Consider the following 18484-nt stretch of genomic DNA (forward strand, 5'->3'; position numbering starts at 1 on the left):
CATTATGTACTCATTTGCTTTTACCTGCAACCCCTTGATTTCAAAAATATTTCGTATTGGCATCAAGGGGTTGCGTGCGCGCCCTACTCCTTGATGCGCTGCTGCTGGTAGTGCGGGTCAGCCTTGATCTGGGCTTCGGTGAACGGTAGCGGGCGCAGTTTTTTCTCGGAGAACGCCTGGGTTTGGTCCTTGGCGTATGGGGACGTCGGGTTGCTGGATTCGGAGAATGCCAGCACGCCGACTGCCTGGGGGCCCTTGTCGTCGAAGGTGACGATTTGCAGGTAGCTGCTGCCGCTGACCACTTCGCGCTTGCCGTCGGCGCGGGGCACGGTTTGCATGGCGTTGTAGATCCCCAGTTCCTGGGGCCCACCGTGGATCGGGATTTGGCCGGAAACCTGGATATCGCCCCATTTGCTCTCGGCGCCAAGGCCAAGTTTGGTGATGCTGGCGGTGGAGGCCAGCATAGCTGCGCGCAGGGCCCTGGCCACCGGCTCACGGTCGATGGCCAAGCCGCTTGGCGTCGTTAGGGGTTGGGCCGGGTCGAAGGCGACGCGCCAGGCGTCGGGGATTTGCTGCAGCTGCTTGACCAGGTTGATGAAGTGCACCAAGCCCAAGCCGCTGTCGAGGTTGGCGCGCTGGTCCCAGTTTTTCAGGCTGGTGCACAGTGGTTGCAGCGCGGCGGCGTCGGCGCCCAGGTGGTTGGCGCAGAACTCGAGCAGGTCGGGCATGACTTGGCTGGCGAGGTACACCTCGTTGTCCATGACCATGTTTTGCAGGTCGCTGACGCTGATCGGTTGTTTCTCCAGGGATTGCAGGCGTTGCACGGCGAAGCGTGCGCGTGGGCCGAGGCCGATGTGGTCCTGGCTGATCACGGGTGAGAAGCCGGTCAGCGGCGCCTTGGGGTTGGCCAGCCAGGCCGAGTCGTTGGAGTGTTGCACGTAGTCGCTGCGCTGCAGTTGCGGCAACTGGTCAGCCGGGAAGATGCCGGCTTGGGCCGCACGTGGGTCCACGTCCCAGGCGCAGGCGCTGTGGGCGCCGTCGAGCATGATCATTTGCAGGCCGGCGCGCGGGTCGCTGCATTGCGCCAGTTTGGCCGCGCTGACGTTGGGCACCACCGATAGGTTCATGTACAGGCTCTGGCCCTGGTCATCGGCGGCCAGGGTGTTGACCCACGGAATGCCTTGCAGGGTATGCACCGAGGTTTGCAGGTCCTTGAGGCTGCCGGCGCGATTCATCGCGTACCACTGCTGCAACACGCGGTCATTGCCGAGGTTGGCGTCGCGCAGGCTGAACGCGTAGTGGCTGTCCCAATCCAGCTTGCCGGGCCATTGCACCACCGGGCCGAATTGCGAGCTATAGACCGCATGTTCCACCGCTTTGGTGGTGCCGTCAGCTTGTTTGACCTGGACGGTCACCGAGGTTTTATCCATGGCAATCGATTTGCCGTCGAGCATATAGCGCGTGGAATCCTTGGGGTCCAGCGTCAGGCGGTACAGCGTGAAGTGCTTGGACGTGTCGACCGTATGGGTCCACGCCACATGCCGGTTGAAACCGATATTGATCACCGGCAGGCCCGGCAAGGCGGCGCCCATCACATCCAGCTGGCCAGGAATGGTCAGGTGCATCTGATAAAAACGCATGCCGCCCACCCACGGGAAATGCGGGTTGGCCAGCAACATGCCGCGCCCATTGAACGAGCGCTCACGCCCTACCGCCACGGCGTTACTGCCGCGGTCCAGGCTAAAACGCTGTTGTTGGGCAGCGGCCAGTGCAAAGGCGCTGGCATTTGGCTGCACACTGGCGGTGGCCTGGGGTGGCTTGGCACCCACCAGGGCCTCGGCGAATTGGCCGACACCGCCTTCTACCAGCAGCCTGCGGGTCAGTTTGACAAGGTCTTCAGGCACCAGCGGCCGGACCCACGCAGCCTGGCACTGCGCCGGCGCGCCCTGCTCTTTCAGGTAACGGTTATAGCCCGCGACGTAGCCTTCGATCCGCTGCTGGATCTGCGGGGTTTGCGCCTTCCAGAACGCCGCCACGGCGTCCGCAGTGTTCAGCCAGGTGAAAAACACGTCACTGGCCAAGTTGTTGCGCTGTTCCAGGGTCGCCTGCTCGGGGCCGAAGAATTTTGCCCGCTCGCCGTTCACCGTGACCACTTCATTGGCCAGCAGGCACAGGTTGTCCTGGGCGTAGGCGTAACCAATGCCAAACCCCAGGCCACGCTCATCGTTGGCACGAATATGCGGCACTCCGAAACTGGTCCGGCGAATATCCGCCGACGCCTGTGCCACCTGCTCCCGCGCCGATGCGGCCAGGCTCACTCCCAGCAACAGCCCCGCCACGCATACCCTGGACAACCGATTGGAAATAATCACGCAGACTCCACAGTCAAATTGAACACCCTCACTTGGGGCAGCTACCCCACCGTAAAGACGCAAAAAACCGCGAGCAATTTAGCCTGGGTAAGCGTTTTTTAAGGCCGCTCAGCTGTGACAAAACCGATACTGACAAAATTTCTACATCGAAGACTTCATGATTTTGCTCGCTCGTTCGTCTTATTAACTAAGAGCGCTCATTTTTCCTGATCAGGCTCTGATAAGGAGTTTTTTGCATGTACAACCCGCAAGTGCCCACGGATGGACATTCACCGACCGTCGATGCCAATTTTGGCAGCGGCGCACAAGCGTTCGGCAAGGCGCCCGAACAGCACGGCAACCAGCGTATTCGCCATTTGCTCAAGTCTTTTGGCTTGCGTACCAGCCTGATACGGCTGAAGGTCATCGACGCCCTGCTCACGGCCACCGACAACCAGCGCACCCTGGGGGTACGCGGCGTGCACAGCCATTTGCTGGAGCTGGGCATACCGCTGTCGTTCTTGAGTGTGCGCGAGGTGCTTAAACGCCTGTGCAGCGAGGGCGTCATCACCCTCAATGCGGATAAAAGCTACAGCCTCCATGAAGAGGCTGCCAAGGTACTCGAAGGTCGAGCTTGAGGGCTTAAAGCTTGACCTTGCGGCGCATGATGCCGTTGATCACCACCACAACCACTGCGACAGCAATGGCGATGGTCTGGAACGTCTTCTCACTGATAGCCCCGATGTTCTGCAGGTAGGACAGGCCAAACATCGTCGCCAGTACGGCCAGGGCGATCAGAATCGAGTATTTCAAACGTTGCTTTTGGGTCATGACGGGTTCCTGAACCTGAAAAATGTATCCACTGCGTGGTCGACAGGCACACATATTACAGGCCATGGCGCACTTTGGCAGGTCAATCAGCCAGCATGCACCCACCGCTGATGCAACCAGCGTGCAAACGCATCCAGGGCAAAGCCCAGCAGGCCGATCAGCAACACCATCGCCATCAGTTCCGAATAAGCCAGGCGGTCACGCGTATCCAGGATGTAATAGCCCAGCCCGGCACTGACCCCGAGCATCTCGCACGGCACCAGCACGATCCACAGAATGCCGATGGCCAGGCGCACGCCCGTCAACACATGGCCGACCACCCCGGGAATGATCACCCGCCGCAAGGTTTCCCAGCGGGTAGCGCTCAGGCTCTGGCTCAACTGCAGCCAGCGCGGGTCGAGCTGACGCACGCCCGCCGCGGTGTTGAGCATGATCGGCCACACCGCCGCAAACGCCAGCAGGAAGTAGATCGGCTGGTCCCCTACTCCCATCAGCATCACCACGATGGGCATCCAGGACAGCGGTGAGATCATCCGCAAAAACTGGAATGCCGGCGTGGTCGCCGCCTCCAGGTTGCGCGAACTGCCCACCAGCAGCCCCAGCGGCACGCCCACCAACAACGCCAGGAACAAGCCGACGAAAATGCGCTTGAGGCTTACGGCAACATGCACATACAACTCGCCGCGCCCAAGCAATTCCCACAGGCTGCTGAAGGTGGCCGCCAGCGAAAAGCGCGCCGACAAACCGCCCGCCGCGCCAAACACTTTTACCCCCAGCCACCAGAGCAACAGCAAGCCGGCCAAGCCACTCAACCCGAGCAACCAGCCCGGGACTCTGCGGTTATTCAAACGCCAATCTCCTCGGTCCGCTCAAAGCCCTCGGGTAAACCGAAGGTCTGCATGCCGCCCACAGCCCCGATGGCGTTGCGTACAAAACGGTCGTCCACCAGGTCCTTGGCGACGAAGGCTGGGTCGAGGTCGGCGAGGAATTTCTTGTCGCCCTCGATCAGCGTGTCTTTCAGGCGGCGCACCAGTTCTTCGGTGTAGCTGGGGAATGGGTACGGTTGGAAGTCGATGCGGTGCTCATCCCAGTTGGCATGCCGGATAGCGCCATCGGCCAGGTACACGGCGCGGTCGCCAGCGGCCGGCGCGAGGACTTTGCTGAGTACCGGTTCGGCATGCGGCGTGTAGCGGTTAGGGCCGTCCTTGGACAGCAGCTTCACCGCCTCTTCGCGGTTGTCGCGGGTCCAGACCTGGGCCTTGACGATGGCATTCACCACCTTCTGCGACCACTCTGGGCGGTTGGTCAGGTCATGTTCGTGCATGAACACCACGCAGCACGCGTGGTTGCGCCAGACATCCCCGGTAAACCGCTGCACGCGGCCGACCTTGAGGTTTTCCGCCAGCGCATTAAATGGCTCGGCGACGATATAGCCGTCGATGCGCTGGCTGGCCAGGGCCGGTGGCATGTCCGACGGCGGCAACACGATCAGGTTGACCTCATTGGCCGCAATCGCGCTGCCTGCCGCGCGCGCGACAGGCGTCAGGCCGTTGTCGCGGAACAGCTGCTGCACCACCACGTTATGGATCGAATACCAGAACGGAATCGCCACCGATTTGCCGCCCAGTTGCTTCACATCGGTAATCCCCGGCGCCACGGTCAGGCCCGAACCACCGACGTGGTTCCACGCCACCACCTTGGCCGGCACCTTGCTGCCATAGCGCGCCCATACCGTCATCGGCGACAGCAGGTGAATCACGTTGACCTGACCCGAGATGAACGCCTCGATCACCTGGGCCCAGCTGCGCAGCAGTACCGGGCGTTCGGCCTTGATGCCTTCGGCTTCGAACAGGCCATTGTTATGTGCCACCAGCAGCGGCGTGGCGTCGGTAATCGGCAGGTAGCCGATGCGCACCGGCGCGTCCGGTTCGCTGGCGGCACGTGCCTGCAGGCTGCTGAGCAACGGCAAGGCGCCAGCGGCGCTGAGTACCGCGGACAATTTGAGAAAATCACGGCGCGAGTGGGTCAGGTCATCCAGGCACATGGCTGGGCTCCGGCAGGTCTAAAGGATTGGGTTGAGGGCGGCTCGCCTGCCGTAAGGTTTTAAGAATCTCGATGCGCAGCGCGCCGATGGCGTCCACCTGTTCTTCGCGCGGTTGCGGCAGGTCGATGTGCCATTCGCCCAAGGTCCGCGCCGGGCGGTTGCCCAACAGCAGGATGCGGTCGGACAGCAGCAGTGCTTCGTCGATGTCATGGGTAATCAACACCGCCGCCGAGCCCTGTTCCCGGTTGACCTTGAGCAACAGGTGCTGCATGTCGGCGCGGGTCACTTCGTCCAGGGCGCCGAAGGGTTCATCCAGCAACAGCACCTGGGGCTGACGCGCCAGGCAGCGGGCCAGCGCGGTACGCTGGGCCATGCCGCCAGATAACTGCGGCGGAAATTGCAGGCGCGCATGTTCCAGGCCAACCGCCGCAATCGCGTGGTCGACGCGCTGGCGGCGCTCATCAACACTCAATTGCGGCTGGCGGGCGAAATCCAGGCCGAAGGCGACGTTTTTTTCCAGACTCAGCCAGGGCAACAGGCTAGGGTCTTGAAACGCCACCGCCACACGCGGATGCGGGCCATTCAACGGCTCGCCCAACACCTGCACGCTACCGCCCTGGGGCGCCTGCAAACCGGCGAGCACACGCAACAGGCTGGACTTGCCGACGCCACTGGGGCCGAGGATCGACACCACTTCGCCGGGCTGCAAGTGCAGGTCAAAACCCTGCAACACCGGGCCACTGGCATACCCCAGGCAAATGCCCTGGGCGCTTAATACGGCGTGGCTCATAGGTTGGCCTGGCGATGCAACTCGGTGCGCAATTGCACCAGGCTCGGGGTCACGATCGGCACAAACGCCGACTCCCGCCAGCGCCGCGCAAACCCGCTGCCGTGGGCGGTGAGGTAGGCCTTGCCGCCGCTGGCCTGCAACTCCAGTTGCACAGCGCTGGCGGCGGTTTCTGCCAGGGCGATACGCAGCTTGAACAGCGGCACCGGTTCGGCCGCGAAACGGCCGGCCAACAGACCGTTTTTCAATTCAGTCACCAGATGGTCCAGGGTCGCGCGCAGCGCCTCCAATTCGTCGCGCAACACGGTGCGGCTGGCGCCCAAATGGTTGGCCACCTCCGCCAGCGAACGACGCGCCAAACCAATCGACATGCCGCACTGCAACCCCAGGAACGCCGGGCGTACCGCCGGCAAAAACTTGCGCGCATCTGCATGCAGCAGCCAGTCGCGGCTCAGTTCAACACCTTCCAGGCCCAACGCGGCGGTATTGCTCGATTGCAGCCCGAGCAGCTCCAGGTCACCGGAACGTTGCAGGCCCGCGACCGAATCCGGGATCGCCAGGATAAACGGCGCGCCGCCGCCCGCATGCTCGATGGCCGCGGCGGCGACAAAGCCGTTTTTGCGCAGGTTGGTCACCCAATGCAGTTTGCCGTTGAGGGTCCAGCCGTGATCGTTGGGCGCGGCGCTGATCTGCAACGTCTCGATGCCTGACAGAAACTTCATCGCATTCGACAGCCCGGTCGCCCCGGCGAGCTTGCCGCTGAGCAGGTCCGGCAGCAGTTGCTCGCGCAGCCGCTCATTCGGGCTTTGCAACAAATACTCGATAAACGAACGCTGGCCCCAGCACACGAACGCCGCCGCCAGGGAATGGCTGGCGACATTGGCGATGGCTTCCACTGCGCCGGCGACATCGCCGCCCAAGCCACCCAAGTGTTTCGGCACGCCGATACGCAATACATTGGCGTCTGCCAGCCGTGGCAGCACTTCCTGTGGATCGCAACTGCCCACGTCCAGGGCCTGCGCTTGAACATCGAGCCAACGGCTCAAGATTGGGTCAAGCATTCATGTGTCTCCTTGTTACAGCAGAGGGACCATCGCCGATTCAGCTTGCCGGTTTTTCCCAGCGGTATTGCGCCAGTTCCGGGTTCAACGGGGTACGCGCGAACACGTTGGCGAAGTTACACAGGGTGGCCAGGCTGACGCCCAAGATCACTTCCAGCGCGTGGCCTTCGGAATACCCGGCGGCGCGGAACGCGTCATAACCGGCGTCGCTCACATCACCGCGGGTGGCGATCACTTCACGGGTGAACGCAGCGAGAGTCTCATAGCGGGCGTTGGGCAATTCCCCACGCCGGCGCAGCGCATCGATGACGTCTTCGGGCAGCTTGGCCTTGTTGCGCGCCACGGCGGTGTGGCCGGCAACACAGAAATCGCAGCCGTGGGTGGTGGCGGCAATCAGTTGCACCACTTCGCGATCGGCCAGGCTCAGCTCAGCCTTGGCGTTCAGGCCGGAGACGGTAATGTAGGTTTCCAGCGCGGCCGGGGCATTGGCCAGCACCGCCAACAGGTTGGGGATGAAACCCGAGGCTTTCAGCGCGTTTTCCAGCAGAGGCTTGGCGGCGTCCGGCGCGGTTTCGGGGGTGAGCAACGGTACACGGGACATGTAGAGGTCTCCTGATCAGTTCGTGTACCCAGTCTGTTGGTTATAAAAAAACCCCTCAATAGTCTAAAGTAGCGATTACTTGCTCTTGAGTCTTTCCATTAGATGAATTCGTCCAGTGCACTTGTCGATTGGTTATTAGACAGCCTCGAACTCAACACCAGCCTGTTTCACGTCGGCCGTTATTGCGGTGACTGGCACGCCAGCACCCATGGCCTGGCCCGGGCGAGTTTCCACCTGATTGTGCAGGGCCAGTGCTGGCTGCATATCGAGGGAGAAACCACGCCCGTGCAGTTGAACGAGGGTGATGCGGTGTTCCTGTTGCGTGACCTTGAATATCGGCTGTCCGGCGCCGCCACGGCAGCCGGCGCGCAGGAGTGCCCGCGCCGCCCGATGCTGCCGCTGGACACCAGCGCCAGCGATGGCGTGGGGCTGGTCTGCGGGTTCTTTGATTTCCAGTCCGGGTTGTCGGCGATGATTGTCGATACCCTGCCCGCCTGGATCATTCTGCGCGCCGGCGACCCGTCGCTGATTGCCGCGCGCAACCTGTTCGAACTGATCCTGCAAGAATGCCAACGCACGCCGGCGCCGTCTTCCGCCTTGCTCGAACGGCTGTGCCACCTGCTGTTTCTGTATGTGTTGCGCCAACAGGTGCTGGATAACACTGAACTCGGCGGCCTGGCCGCACTGGGCCGGCAACCGGCGTTCGCCAATTTGCTCGAACAATTGATAGCCCACCCGGCCGACGCCTGGACCCTGGAAAGCATGGCCGCCTGCACCGGGCTGTCACGCTCGGCGTTTTTCAAACGCTTCAATGAACTGTGCGGGCAGTCGCCGGGGCAGGTGTTGCTGATGATGCGCATGCGCCACGCCTGCCAGCTGTTCAAGGCAGACCAGACCGTGGCGGATGTATCGCTGGCGGTCGGCTATCAATCGGTGGCGGCGTTTACCCGGGCCTTTCACAAGGTGACCGGGCAGCAACCGGGCGCCTACCGCAAGGCGCAGGCCTAGCGCCGCAAGCCAGTGCCAGGTTGAGCGCACAGTTCGACCAGCCAATCGACAAACACGCGCACCCGCTGCGATAACTGGCGATGCGGCGGGTACAGCGCGGTCAGGGCCATTTTTGGCACGGCCAGCTGTGGCAGCACTTCCACCAGTGTGCCTTGGGCGAGTCGCGCCATGGCGTTATAGTACGGCGCCTGGATCAGCCCGTAGCCCGCCTCACAGGCACAGAAGTAGCCGTCGGCACTATTCACCGCCACCACCTTTTGCAGGTTGACCGGGCGCAGTTCGTTACCCAGCTCAAATTCCAGGCCGAAGCGTTTGCCGCTGGCGCTGGACACGTATTCGACCATCTGGTGCCGGGCCAAATCGTCGAGGTTTTGCGGTATCCCCATGCGCTGCAGGTAACCGGGGCTGGCCAAGGTGACTTGGTCCATCATCGCCAGCGGCCGTGCCACCAGCGAGTCGTCCAGCGCCAAACCGCCACGCAGCACGCAATCCACCCCCTCACGAATCAGGTCCACCGGGCGGTCGTTAAGGCCGATTTCCAGCTCGATCTGCGGGTAACGCGCCGTGAACGCCGGCAAGGCCGGGATCACCAGAAAGCGCCCAATGCCCGCCGGCATATCAATGCTCAGCGTGCCGCGCGGGTTCTGGCGCCGGGTGGAAAACACCGCCTCGGTTTCCTCCAGGTCTGTCAGCAACTGCACACAACGCTGGTAGTACGCGGCGCCATCCAGGGTGGGGCTGACCTGGCGTGTGGTGCGTTGTAACAACTGCACGCCGAGGTGGGCTTCCAATTGCTTGATCAACACCGTCACCGAAGCGCGCGGCAGTTGCAGGCTGTCCGCCGCCTTGGCAAACCCGCCCAACTCGACAATCCGGGTAAACACGCGCATCGCGTTGAAACGGTCCACGGGGCGATACCTCAGGGGATTATTTAGAAATTACGAATAGTGATAGTGCTTTTAGCCGGTTTATCCTGCTTTTGTCGAGGATGACAATGGGCGCCTCATCAATAGGAGTTAACCCCATGCACACTCGTCAACTGGGCAAAAACGGCCCGCAGGTTTCCGCCATCGGCCTCGGCTGCATGGGCATGAGCGATTTCTACACGCCGGGCACCGACACCACGGAGGCCGTCGCCACCTTGCATCGCGCGCTGGAATTGGGCGTCAATTTTCTCGACACCGCCGACATCTACGGCCCCCACACCAATGAACAGCTGCTCGGCAAAGCCCTGGCCGGCAAGCGCGACCAAGTGTTCCTGGCCAGCAAGTTCGGCATCGTACGCGACCCGGCCAACCCGGCCCTGCGTGGCGTGAATGGCCGCCCCGACTACATTCGCTCAGCCATCGACGGCACACTGCAGCGCCTGGGGGTCGAGACCCTGGACCTGTATTACCAGCACCGTATCGACCCGAACGTGGCCATCGAAGAAACCGTTGGCGCCATGGCCGAGCTGGTCAAGCAAGGCAAGGTCCGTTACCTGGGCCTCAGCGAAGCCTCCGCCGCCACTTTGGAGCGGGCGCACAAGGTGCATCCGATCAGCGCCCTGCAAAGCGAATATTCGCTGTGGAGCCGCGACCAGGAAAGCAACGGCTGCCTCGCCACTTGCCAGCGCCTGGGCATCGCGTTTGTGCCCTACAGCCCTTTGGGCCGGGGCTTCCTGACCGGCGCACTGCAAAGCCCGGAGGATTTCGGTGCGGATGATTACCGCCGCTTCAGCCCGCGTTTCCAGGGCGAAAACTTCGCGAAAAACCTGCAACTGGTGGCGCAGGTAAAACGCCTGGCCGCCGACAAAGGTGTGACCGCCGGGCAACTGGCCTTGGCGTGGGTATTGGCACAGGGTGACTACCTCATCCCGATCCCCGGGACCAAGCAACGCAAATACCTGGAACAGAACGTGGCAGCCGTGTCGATCACCCTCAGCGCTGCCGAACGCGCGGCACTCGAGGCGATTTTCCCCGCCGACGCAACGGTAGGCTTGCGTTACCCCAAGGAAGTCATGGCGATGCTGGATATCTAAGGTGGGGGGCGCCGTTCGGCGGCGCCTGCACTTTCTTGCACGATGGTACCTAAAGCTCCTACAGCCCAAGCCGATAGCCCGACGAAGCTCTAACAAAGCCGCGTGAATAATAAACGCTTCGTAAGGACGACCCCATGCCCCCACTGCGCTCTATCCAAGCCCGCTACACCCTGTTTCTGGTGCTGTTCGTCCTGGTGCTAATCGTGTTGACCGTCGTTGGTATCGGCCAGATGGTCGCGCCCACGTTGCGCCACACCGAAGAACAGGTGGTGCTCAACCGCATCGCCGAAGTGGCCGATCAGATCAAGGGCGAACTGAACAAGGTTCAGGCCCAGCAACGCAGCATCACCCAAACCATCCCCCTGCTCGACAGCGACGCCATCGACAAGGTGCTCCCCGGCCTGGTGGACCAGTATGGCGAGCTGAAAGTCTTCGGCGGCGGCATCTGGCCCCTGCCGAACCAGCGCACCCCCGGACGCAATAAACACAGCACCTTCTGGCACCGCGATGCGTCGGGCAAGCTGGCGGTGAATACGTTCTGGAACAGCGACCCTGCGCCGAACTATTACGACCAGAGCTGGTACAAGGGCGGCCTCGCCTCGCCGCGTGGCCAATGCGCGTGGGCCGCAGCCTATAAGGACGATGCCAGCCAGGAGCCGCGCACCAATTGCGCCATGGCGATCCAGCGTGACGGCGCCGCGTACGGCGTGGCCACCATTGACGTGACCCTGGGCTTCTTCAACGAGCTGGTGGCCAGCAAGGAAAAAGACATCGGCGGGCAGATGCTGATCGTCGAAGCCGACGGCAAGATCATCAGCAACAGTACGCGCCTGAGCAGCCCGGTGGTGTTGAAGAACATCAGCGAACTGGCAAGCTCCTCGGCGTTTGCTGCCCAGGTCAGCAAAGCCCTGGCCCACCGCGACCAGGCGCTGCAACGCAGCGAATTCGACAACCAGGGCGTCGCCAGCACCTTCTATATGCGCCCGATCGAAGGCACACCGTGGTTCCTCGCGACTGCGCTGCCTACGTCGCTCATCACCGCCCAGCGTGATGACGTGCTCGGCAGCCTGGCCCTGCTGCAAATCCCCATGGTGTTGCTGCTGGTGCTGCTCGCGGTGTATGCGATTCGCCAACTGGTGCAACGCATGAGGGCGCTGAAAAGCAATATCGATGCCTTGTCCACGGGCGACGCCGACCTGACGCGACGCATCACTATCCGCGCCGAAGACGAACTGGGCGCCATCGGCCACTCGGTCAACCGCTTTATCGTCTACCTGCAAAACATGATCGGCGAAGTGACCCTGGCCACGGGTGCCATGTCATCGGGCCTTGAGCAACTGCAGAAAACCTCGGCGCACACCAACCAGATCCTGGTCCGCCACGCCTCGGAGACCGACCAGACCGTCACCGCCATCACCGAGATGAGCTCCACCGCCGATACCGTTGCGCAGAACGCCGCTGAAACCGCCTCGTTCACCCAGCGCGCCAACGAACACGCCGACCGCTCCCGCGTGGTGGTGGGCGAAGCGTCCAGCAGTGTGGGGGCGTTGATCGGCGAAGTCGCCAGCGCCACCCACACCGTGGAAAACATGCGCCAGGACGCCGCCCGCATCACCGAAACCCTCGGCGTGATCGGCGCAATTGCCGGCCAGACCAACCTCCTGGCCCTGAATGCCGCGATTGAAGCAGCGCGGGCCGGCGAACAAGGCCGTGGTTTTGCAGTGGTCGCCGACGAAGTACGCGCCTTGGCCGCGCGCACCCAGGCCAGCACCTCGCAAATCAACGAGATGCTCGCACGCCTGACTGCCGGCGTGAGTTCGTCGGTGGCGGCCATGGAAAACACCCAGGCCAGCTGCCAATCGGCGGCGGATGCCACGGCACGGGTGAACACCGGTCTGGACGAAATGGCCGGCTCGGTCAGCCATATCAACAACCTCAGCACCCAGATCGCCACGGCCGCCGAGCAGCAAAGCGCGGTGACCGAGGAGATCAACCGCAGCATGGTGCATATCCGGCATATGGTCGACGAGCTGGTGCAAAGCGGCCACGCCACCGAGACCAATACCCAAAGCCTGCTGGATGCCAATGGTCGGGTGATTGCGCTGATGGGGCGCTTCAAGGTGCAGTGATAAATTACTGAGACACTCCCGTGCAATGCGCGGGAGTGGGACTATTCTGACAGTTCCAAGTGTTTAGCCCCGCCACACAGGAGGTGTGCCATGCGCGCTGTCGAGCAGTCGGTCCGCTTGGAGCGGATCAGTCAGGAACGCTTTATCCAGGCCCCCATCGATGCCGTTTACGACTATGTAACCCAGCCCGACCGCTGGCATGAATGGCACCCCACATCCCTGAGTGCCGACACCGGCACCACCGGCCCCCTCCCCGCCGGTGCGCGGTTTACCGAAATGATCGACCTGCTCGGCGTACGCGTGCCCATGAGCTACCGCGTGCAGATCGCCCGACGCCCCGGCGAGTTCAAGACCGTGTTTACCTCCCTGGCCGTGGATGGCTCCATCCACTACTTTCTGCAACCGTTTCGCGACGGCACGCTGTTCAAACGGGTGCTGACCTATGAAACCGAATTGCAGCTGGCTACCTTGCATGAGCGCATGATCGAGCTGTCGGCCATCGCCATCGACCAGCTCAAGCATCGGCTGGAAAACCCGCCCTTCGTATAATTTTGAAACATTACCGCCGCGCCCCATGGGAAAAAGCAGGGAGAATGCCTGGCTTATCGCCCCGCATTCACTGAGACCGCCGATGAAAAACCCATTGCGACTGGCCCTGCTTTCGACGCTTTTTGCCGCCACGTTCGCCCAGGCCACCGACCTGATCCCCATTGACGTGCACCGCGATGCCAACTGCGGCTGCTGCAAGAAGTGGATCAGCCACCTTGAGAGCAATGGCTTCAAGGTCAACGACCATGTCGAAACAGACATGAGTGCAGTCAAGCAACGCCTCGGCGTGGCCCCGCGCCTGGGTTCGTGCCACACCGCCGTGATCGACGGCAAGTTTGTTGAAGGCCACGTGCCCGCCGAGCAAGTACTGGCCTTGCGCAAACGTGACGATTTGCTCGGTATCGCCGCACCGGGCATGCCCATGGGCTCGCCGGGCATGGAAATGGACGGCATGAGCGACGCTTATCAGGTCATCGGCCTGACCCGTGACGGCAAAGACGTGGTAGTGGCCGAATACCCGGCGCACTGACCGGTGCTGGCAGGTTACCTGGGGCTTTTTTTCGCCGCTTTCGGTGCCGCGACCTTGCTGCCGTTGCAATCAGAAGCCGTGCTCGTTGGGCTGTTGGTCAGTGGGCACTACAGCTTATGGCTGCTGCTGGGGATCGCGACGCTGGGCAATGTGCTCGGTTCAGTGGTGAACTGGCTGCTCGGGCGCGGCGTGGAGCGCTTTAAGCAGCGACGCTGGTTTCCGGTCAGCGACAAGCAGTTGGACAAGGCTCGTTACCATTACGCGCGCTGGGGGCATTGGACGCTATTGCTCAGTTGGGTGCCCATCATTGGCGACCCGCTGACGCTGGTGGCAGGGGTGATGCGCGAGCCCTTGTGGCGTTTTCTGCTGCTGGTGACATTGGCCAAGGGCCTGCGTTATGGCGTGCTGGCCGCGCTGACCTTGCAGTGGCTGTTAATCCCCACTTAATCCCCTCGCAACAGCATCCGAGCACCCTTCTCGGAGACCCGCCAATGCCTCTAATCCGCGCTTTTTGCCTCGCCGGCCTGCTGACGGCCACTGCCGCCCCGGCATTTGCCGCCACCTACGGCCCCGAGCTGCAAGGCTTCAAATACCCCTACCCCCTTGAGCACTTCAACTTCCAGTCACAGGGCAAATCCCTGCAAATGGGCTACATGGATGTCGCGGCCAAAGGAGAGGCCAACGGCCGCAGCGTGGTGCTGATGCACGGCAAGAATTTCTGCGGCGCCACCTGGGAGGGCACGATCAAGGCGTTGAGCGACGCCGGCTACCGCGTGATCGCGCCAGACCAGATAGGCTTCTGCACCTCCAGCAAGCCCGACCACTACCAGTACAGCTTCCAGCAACTGGCGCGCAACACCCATCAATTGCTGGAAAAACTCGGCATCCACAAGGCCACGATTATTGGCCACTCCACCGGCGGCATGCTCGCCACCCGTTACGCGTTGATGTACCCCAAGCAAACCGAACAGCTGGCGATGGTCAACCCCATCGGGCTGGAGGACTGGAAAGCCCTGGGCGTACCCTCTATCGGCGTGGACCAGTGGTATGAACGCGAGCTCAACGTCAGCGCCGAAGGCATTCGCAAGTACCAGCTCAACACCTATTACGTGGGGCGCTGGAAGCCGGAGTACGAGCGCTGGGTAGACATGTACGCCGGCCTGAGCAACGGCCCCGGGCATAAACTGGTCGCATGGAATTCGGCGCTGATTTACGACATGATCTTCACCCAGCCGGTGTACTACGAGTTCAAGAACCTGCAGATGCCGACCCTGCTGCTGATCGGTACCGCCGATAACACCGCGATTGGCAAAGACCTCGCGCCGCCGGAGGTCAAGGCCAAGCTCGGCAACTACGAGGTACTCGGTGAGCAGGCGGCCAAGCTGATCCCGCATGCCACCCTGGTGGAATTCCCTGGCCTGGGGCATGCACCGCAGATGGAAGAACCGGCCCAATTTCATAAAGCGCTGTTGCAGGGTTTGAACGCCCTTTAATCCAACCTTTTTCGAGGCACTCGTGAATGTCGGTACAGATCGCAGTCATTGATGATTGGCAGAATGTGGCCAGTGGCGTGGTGGATTGGTCGGTGCTGGAATCCGTCGGCCAGGTGCATTTTTTGCACGACTACCCGGCGGATACCGCGACGATGGTCGAGCGCTTGCAGGGCTTCGAGGTGATTTGCGTGATGCGCGAACGTTCCACCTTCGACAAGGCCCTGTTGCAGGAGCTACCCCGCCTGAAATTGCTGGTGACTGGCGGCATGCGCAACGCCGCCATCGACATTCCCGCCGCCAAGGCGTTGGGCATACAGGTATGCGGCACCGACAGCTATAAGCAGGCGGCGCCGGAACTGACCTGGGCGCTGATCATGGCCAGCACCCGCAACCTGCTCGCCGAAGCCAACTCGCTGCGCGCCGGCGGCTGGCAGGTTGGCCTGGGCGGCGACCTGTACGGCAAGACCCTGGGCATTCTCGGGCTTGGCAGCATTGGCCAGAAGGTCGCGCAGTTCGCCCAGGTGTTCGGCATGCGTGTGATTGCCTGGAGTGAAAACCTCACGCCCGAGCGCGCGGCGCAATCCGGGGTGACCTGGGTCAGCAAACAAGAACTGTTCGAACAGGCCGATATCCTCAGCATCCACCTGGTGCTCAGTGACCTCAGCCGTGGCCTGGTCGACGCCGAGGCATTGGGTTGGATGAAGCCCACCGCGCGCCTGGTGAACACCGCACGCGGGCCGATTGTGGATGAGCCGGCGCTGGTGCAGGCATTGCAAAGCGGCCGCCTGGCCGGGGCGGCGCTGGATGTGTTCGCCGAGGAGCCGTTGCCGGCCGAGCACCCGTTCCGCCGCCTGCCCAATGTGCTGGCCACGCCGCATGTGGGGTACGTAAGCGAGCAGAATTACCGGCAGTTCTACCAGCAGATGATCGAGGCTATCCAGGCCTGGGCCAATCAGGCGCCCATTCGCGTGCTCGGCTGACGCACCATTAAAGGGCGCCCGCGCTGTTGTGGCGAGAGGGCTTGCCCGCGTTGGGGCGTGACGCGGGGCTATTCTGGCAGCTGTTGAATTGGGGCTGCTGCGCAGCCCAACGCGGCGGTGCGACGATTCGACAAGCCCGCTCGCCACAACAGCCTGTTCGCCGGAGTAGGCCCTGCGGCAGGTCGAGATCCGGGCTAATAACCGATCCATTTGCGGTTACAAGTTTTTTGTCCTACAAAATTCTCCTAGAAACCCTACAGGCTCTAGGATCTGTCCTAGACTGATGACCGATGGGTCCGTTCCAAAACAAAAACCCCGCAAAAAATCGAAACTTTCCGACTCTGCCATTGGTCCAGTTTTAAGGTAAGGCGAGCACCCGCGCTTCACAGCGAATGCCGTCTATCCAATCTTTTTACGCTTGCCGTGCAACTGGCATACGCCTTGCCAGTTTGTACAGTGCTTGTGCGCCTGGCCGCAGGATGCGGCCAATCGGAGCTAATGGCAGCGGGCCATTAGCCGACCAACAAATGGGAGTGCATTATGATCAGTGCCGCAGTAGATACTCAGGGAGAGCGCTTCAGTCAGCCGGTAGGGGGACCGACCTCGTTGGCCGACCTGCCCAACACTGTGCGGCCGATCGTGAGTCAGAACCCTAATCGAAAGAAAGTGCTCTTCGTAACGTCCGAATTCGCCGACCTGGTCAAAACCGGCGGCCTGGGCGACGTGTCCGCCGCCCTGCCCCGCGCCATGGCCCATCTGCATGACGTGCGCGTGCTGATCCCCGGCTACCCGCAGGTGATGGAAAGCGACAACCCGATCCACATCATTGGCGAGCTGGGCGGCCACGCCGCATTGCCGCCGTGCAAGATCGGGCGCATGGACCTCAAGGACGGCCTGGTCATCTATGTACTGATCTGCCCTGAACTCTACGAGCGTGAAGGCACACCTTACGGCGCCAACAACGGCCGCGACTGGCCTGACAACCATATTCGCTTCGCCCGCCTGGGCCTGGCCGCCGCCGACATGGCCGCCAACCTCGCGCAGATTCACTGGTGCCCGGACCTGGTGCACGCCCACGACTGGCCCGCTGGCCTGGCCCCGGCCTATATGCACTGGCGTGGGTCACGCACACCGACCCTGTTCACCATTCATAACCTGGCCTACCAGGGCGTGGTCAGCCTGGCCTCCACGCCAGAGCTGGGTATCCCGCCCCATGCGCTGCAACAGGAAGGCATGGAGTTCTACGGCAAAATGTCGTTCCTCAAGGCCGGCATGGCGTATTCCAGCCACATCACCACGGTGAGTGCCACCTACGCCCAGGAAATCACCACCCCGGAATTCGGCTGCGGCCTCGACGGTTTCCTCGCCGCCAAGACCCAGCAAGGCCTGCTCAGTGGTATCCCCAACGGTATTGATGAAAGCTGGGAAACCTCCACCGACACCCACCTGACCCACAACTTCAACATCGGCGACTGGGACGGCAAGGCCACCAACGCCGCCCATGTGCGCGAACTGTTCGGCCTGCATGACTCCAGCGGCCCGCTGTTCGCCGTGGTGTCGCGCCTGGTCTACCAGAAAGGCCTGGACCTGACCGAAGCCGTCGCCAGCTTTATTGTCGAAAACGGCGGCCAGATCGCAATTATCGGGCGCGGCGAGCCGGAAGAAGAGCAAGCCATGCGTGAACTGGCGTTGCGCTTCCCCGGCCAGGTTGGCGTGCGTATCGGCTTCAACGAAACCGATGCCCGCCGCATGTTTGCCGGCAGTGACTTTTTGCTGATGCCGTCGCGCTACGAGCCTTGCGGCCTGAGCCAGATGTACGCACAACGCTTCGGCTCACTGCCGGTGGCGCGTAATACCGGCGGCCTGGCGGACACTATCGAGAATGGCGTCACCGGCTTCCTGTTCAATGAATCCACGGTAGAAAGCTACGAAGAAGCGCTGAGCCGCGCCTTGCGCGTATTCGCCAACAAAGGCCTGCTCAATGCCATGCGCAGCCGGGCCATGACTCAACCCTTCAACTGGTGCCAGGCGGTAGAACCCTACGCAGAACTGTACGAACAACTGGTGGCCAAGGCCTTGGGGAAATCGACTAAATAATCAA

The 18484-nt window shown here is 62.1% G+C and carries 17 protein-coding genes and 2 pseudogenes; 11 read left to right on the forward strand and 8 right to left on the reverse strand.

Annotated features, from left to right (window positions below):
* Positions 1-83 precede the first annotated feature (83 nt).
* A complete protein-coding gene (locus CXQ82_RS16835) occupies positions 84-2372 on the reverse strand; it encodes an acylase (protein ID WP_101270930.1) in 2289 nt (762 codons plus the stop codon).
* A 236-nt stretch (positions 2373-2608) separates the two neighbouring features.
* Between CXQ82_RS16835 and CXQ82_RS16840 the strand changes: the two genes are divergently transcribed.
* Positions 2609-2989 carry a fe2+ zn2+ uptake regulation protein gene (locus tag CXQ82_RS16840; protein ID WP_101270932.1) on the forward strand — a complete coding sequence of 127 codons (381 nt, stop codon included), beginning with the start codon at positions 2609-2611 and terminating at the stop codon, positions 2987-2989.
* A 4-nt stretch (positions 2990-2993) separates the two neighbouring features.
* Here the strand turns inward: CXQ82_RS16840 and CXQ82_RS16845 are convergent, their stop codons facing one another.
* The 6 genes from CXQ82_RS16845 to CXQ82_RS16870 form a co-directional block, all read right to left on the reverse strand.
* Positions 2994-3182 carry a hypothetical protein gene (locus CXQ82_RS16845; protein ID WP_016978057.1) on the reverse strand — a complete coding sequence of 63 codons (189 nt, stop codon included), beginning with the start codon at positions 3180-3182 and terminating at the stop codon, positions 2994-2996.
* An 86-nt stretch (positions 3183-3268) separates the two neighbouring features.
* Positions 3269-4030: an ABC transporter permease gene (locus CXQ82_RS16850; RefSeq protein WP_101270934.1), complete on the reverse strand. Its 762-nt coding sequence runs from the start codon at positions 4028-4030 to the stop codon at positions 3269-3271.
* Positions 4027-5226, reverse strand: a complete 1200-nt coding sequence (locus CXQ82_RS16855) for an ABC transporter substrate-binding protein (RefSeq protein WP_101270936.1) — start codon at positions 5224-5226, stop codon at positions 4027-4029. Before CXQ82_RS16855 ends, CXQ82_RS16850 begins: the two co-directional genes overlap by 4 nt.
* Positions 5213-6016, reverse strand: a complete 804-nt coding sequence (locus CXQ82_RS16860; RefSeq protein ID WP_101270938.1) for an ABC transporter ATP-binding protein — start codon at positions 6014-6016, stop codon at positions 5213-5215. The genes CXQ82_RS16855 and CXQ82_RS16860 overlap by 14 nt, the downstream gene beginning before the upstream one ends.
* Positions 6013-7074, reverse strand: coding sequence for an acyl-CoA dehydrogenase family protein (locus CXQ82_RS16865; protein WP_101270940.1), 1062 nt, complete (start codon positions 7072-7074; stop codon positions 6013-6015). The genes CXQ82_RS16860 and CXQ82_RS16865 overlap by 4 nt, the downstream gene beginning before the upstream one ends.
* 40 nt (positions 7075-7114) lie before the next feature.
* Positions 7115-7675 carry a carboxymuconolactone decarboxylase family protein gene (locus CXQ82_RS16870; RefSeq protein ID WP_101270942.1) on the reverse strand — a complete coding sequence of 187 codons (561 nt, stop codon included), beginning with the start codon at positions 7673-7675 and terminating at the stop codon, positions 7115-7117.
* A 102-nt stretch (positions 7676-7777) separates the two neighbouring features.
* Here CXQ82_RS16870 and CXQ82_RS16875 point away from each other — a divergent pair, with 102 nt between their 5' ends.
* Positions 7778-8683 (forward strand): AraC family transcriptional regulator, encoded by a 906-nt coding sequence (locus CXQ82_RS16875; protein ID WP_101270944.1) that lies wholly within the window; start codon positions 7778-7780, stop codon positions 8681-8683.
* Here CXQ82_RS16875 and CXQ82_RS16880 read toward each other — a convergent pair.
* The gene (locus CXQ82_RS16880) at positions 8680-9591 is read right to left on the reverse strand and encodes a LysR family transcriptional regulator (protein ID WP_101270946.1); all 912 of its coding nucleotides are present in this window, start codon (positions 9589-9591) and stop codon (positions 8680-8682) included. The two genes, CXQ82_RS16875 and CXQ82_RS16880, sit on opposite strands and share 4 nt — an antisense overlap.
* A 116-nt stretch (positions 9592-9707) precedes the next feature.
* Between CXQ82_RS16880 and CXQ82_RS16885 the strand changes: the two genes are divergently transcribed.
* The 9 genes and pseudogenes from CXQ82_RS16885 to glgA all read left to right on the forward strand — a co-directional run bounded on the left by CXQ82_RS16885 (position 9708) and on the right by glgA (position 18480).
* Entirely contained in the window at positions 9708-10703 is a 996-nt protein-coding gene (locus CXQ82_RS16885) for an aldo/keto reductase (RefSeq protein WP_101270948.1), read from the forward strand.
* A 230-nt stretch (positions 10704-10933) separates the two neighbouring features.
* Positions 10934-11971, forward strand: a pseudogene (locus CXQ82_RS31975) (cache and HAMP domain-containing protein); the annotation flags it as partial.
* 348 nt (positions 11972-12319) lie between these two features.
* Positions 12320-12832 (forward strand): annotated as a pseudogene (locus CXQ82_RS31980) (methyl-accepting chemotaxis protein); the annotation flags it as partial.
* A 90-nt stretch (positions 12833-12922) separates the two neighbouring features.
* On the forward strand, positions 12923-13381 hold the full coding sequence (locus tag CXQ82_RS16895) for an SRPBCC family protein (protein ID WP_101270952.1): 459 nt from the start codon (positions 12923-12925) through the stop codon (positions 13379-13381).
* A gap of 82 nt (positions 13382-13463) precedes the next feature.
* A complete protein-coding gene (locus CXQ82_RS16900; RefSeq protein WP_101270954.1) occupies positions 13464-13910 on the forward strand; it encodes a DUF411 domain-containing protein in 447 nt (148 codons plus the stop codon).
* Between the two features lie 3 nt (positions 13911-13913).
* Positions 13914-14357: a YqaA family protein gene (locus tag CXQ82_RS16905; RefSeq protein WP_101270956.1), complete on the forward strand. Its 444-nt coding sequence runs from the start codon at positions 13914-13916 to the stop codon at positions 14355-14357.
* Between the two features lie 44 nt (positions 14358-14401).
* Complete coding sequence (locus CXQ82_RS16910; protein ID WP_101270958.1) at positions 14402-15403, forward strand: alpha/beta fold hydrolase; 1002 nt, start codon at positions 14402-14404, stop codon at positions 15401-15403.
* 26 nt (positions 15404-15429) lie between these two features.
* Positions 15430-16383: a D-2-hydroxyacid dehydrogenase family protein gene (locus CXQ82_RS16915; RefSeq protein ID WP_101270960.1), complete on the forward strand. Its 954-nt coding sequence runs from the start codon at positions 15430-15432 to the stop codon at positions 16381-16383.
* Positions 16384-16923: 540 nt separating this feature from the next.
* Positions 16924-18480: a glycogen synthase GlgA gene (glgA, locus tag CXQ82_RS16920; RefSeq protein WP_101270963.1), complete on the forward strand. Its 1557-nt coding sequence runs from the start codon at positions 16924-16926 to the stop codon at positions 18478-18480.
* Positions 18481-18484 lie beyond the last annotated feature (4 nt).

It is taken from the genome of Pseudomonas sp. S09G 359, assembly GCF_002843605.1.
GTDB lineage: Bacteria > Pseudomonadota > Gammaproteobacteria > Pseudomonadales > Pseudomonadaceae > Aquipseudomonas.

Bases quoted from the DNA above. Each gene is read 5' to 3' on its own strand.
- CXQ82_RS16865 (WP_101270940.1), bottom strand. From the start codon at position 7,074: ATGCTTGACCCAATCTTGAGCCGTTGGCTCGATGTTCAAGCGCAGGCC.
- glgA (WP_101270963.1), top strand. From the start codon at position 16,924: ATGATCAGTGCCGCAGTAGATACTCAGGGAGAGCGCTTCAGTCAGCCG.
- CXQ82_RS16875 (WP_101270944.1), top strand. From the start codon at position 7,778: ATGAATTCGTCCAGTGCACTTGTCGATTGGTTATTAGACAGCCTCGAA.
- CXQ82_RS16870 (WP_101270942.1), bottom strand. From the start codon at position 7,675: ATGTCCCGTGTACCGTTGCTCACCCCCGAAACCGCGCCGGACGCCGCC.
- CXQ82_RS16855 (WP_101270936.1), bottom strand. From the start codon at position 5,226: ATGTGCCTGGATGACCTGACCCACTCGCGCCGTGATTTTCTCAAATTG.
- CXQ82_RS16900 (WP_101270954.1), top strand. From the start codon at position 13,464: ATGAAAAACCCATTGCGACTGGCCCTGCTTTCGACGCTTTTTGCCGCC.
- CXQ82_RS16860 (WP_101270938.1), bottom strand. From the start codon at position 6,016: ATGAGCCACGCCGTATTAAGCGCCCAGGGCATTTGCCTGGGGTATGCC.
- CXQ82_RS16885 (WP_101270948.1), top strand. From the start codon at position 9,708: ATGCACACTCGTCAACTGGGCAAAAACGGCCCGCAGGTTTCCGCCATC.
- CXQ82_RS16840 (WP_101270932.1), top strand. From the start codon at position 2,609: ATGTACAACCCGCAAGTGCCCACGGATGGACATTCACCGACCGTCGAT.
- CXQ82_RS16910 (WP_101270958.1), top strand. From the start codon at position 14,402: ATGCCTCTAATCCGCGCTTTTTGCCTCGCCGGCCTGCTGACGGCCACT.
- CXQ82_RS16895 (WP_101270952.1), top strand. From the start codon at position 12,923: ATGCGCGCTGTCGAGCAGTCGGTCCGCTTGGAGCGGATCAGTCAGGAA.
- CXQ82_RS16845 (WP_016978057.1), bottom strand. From the start codon at position 3,182: ATGACCCAAAAGCAACGTTTGAAATACTCGATTCTGATCGCCCTGGCC.
- CXQ82_RS16915 (WP_101270960.1), top strand. From the start codon at position 15,430: ATGTCGGTACAGATCGCAGTCATTGATGATTGGCAGAATGTGGCCAGT.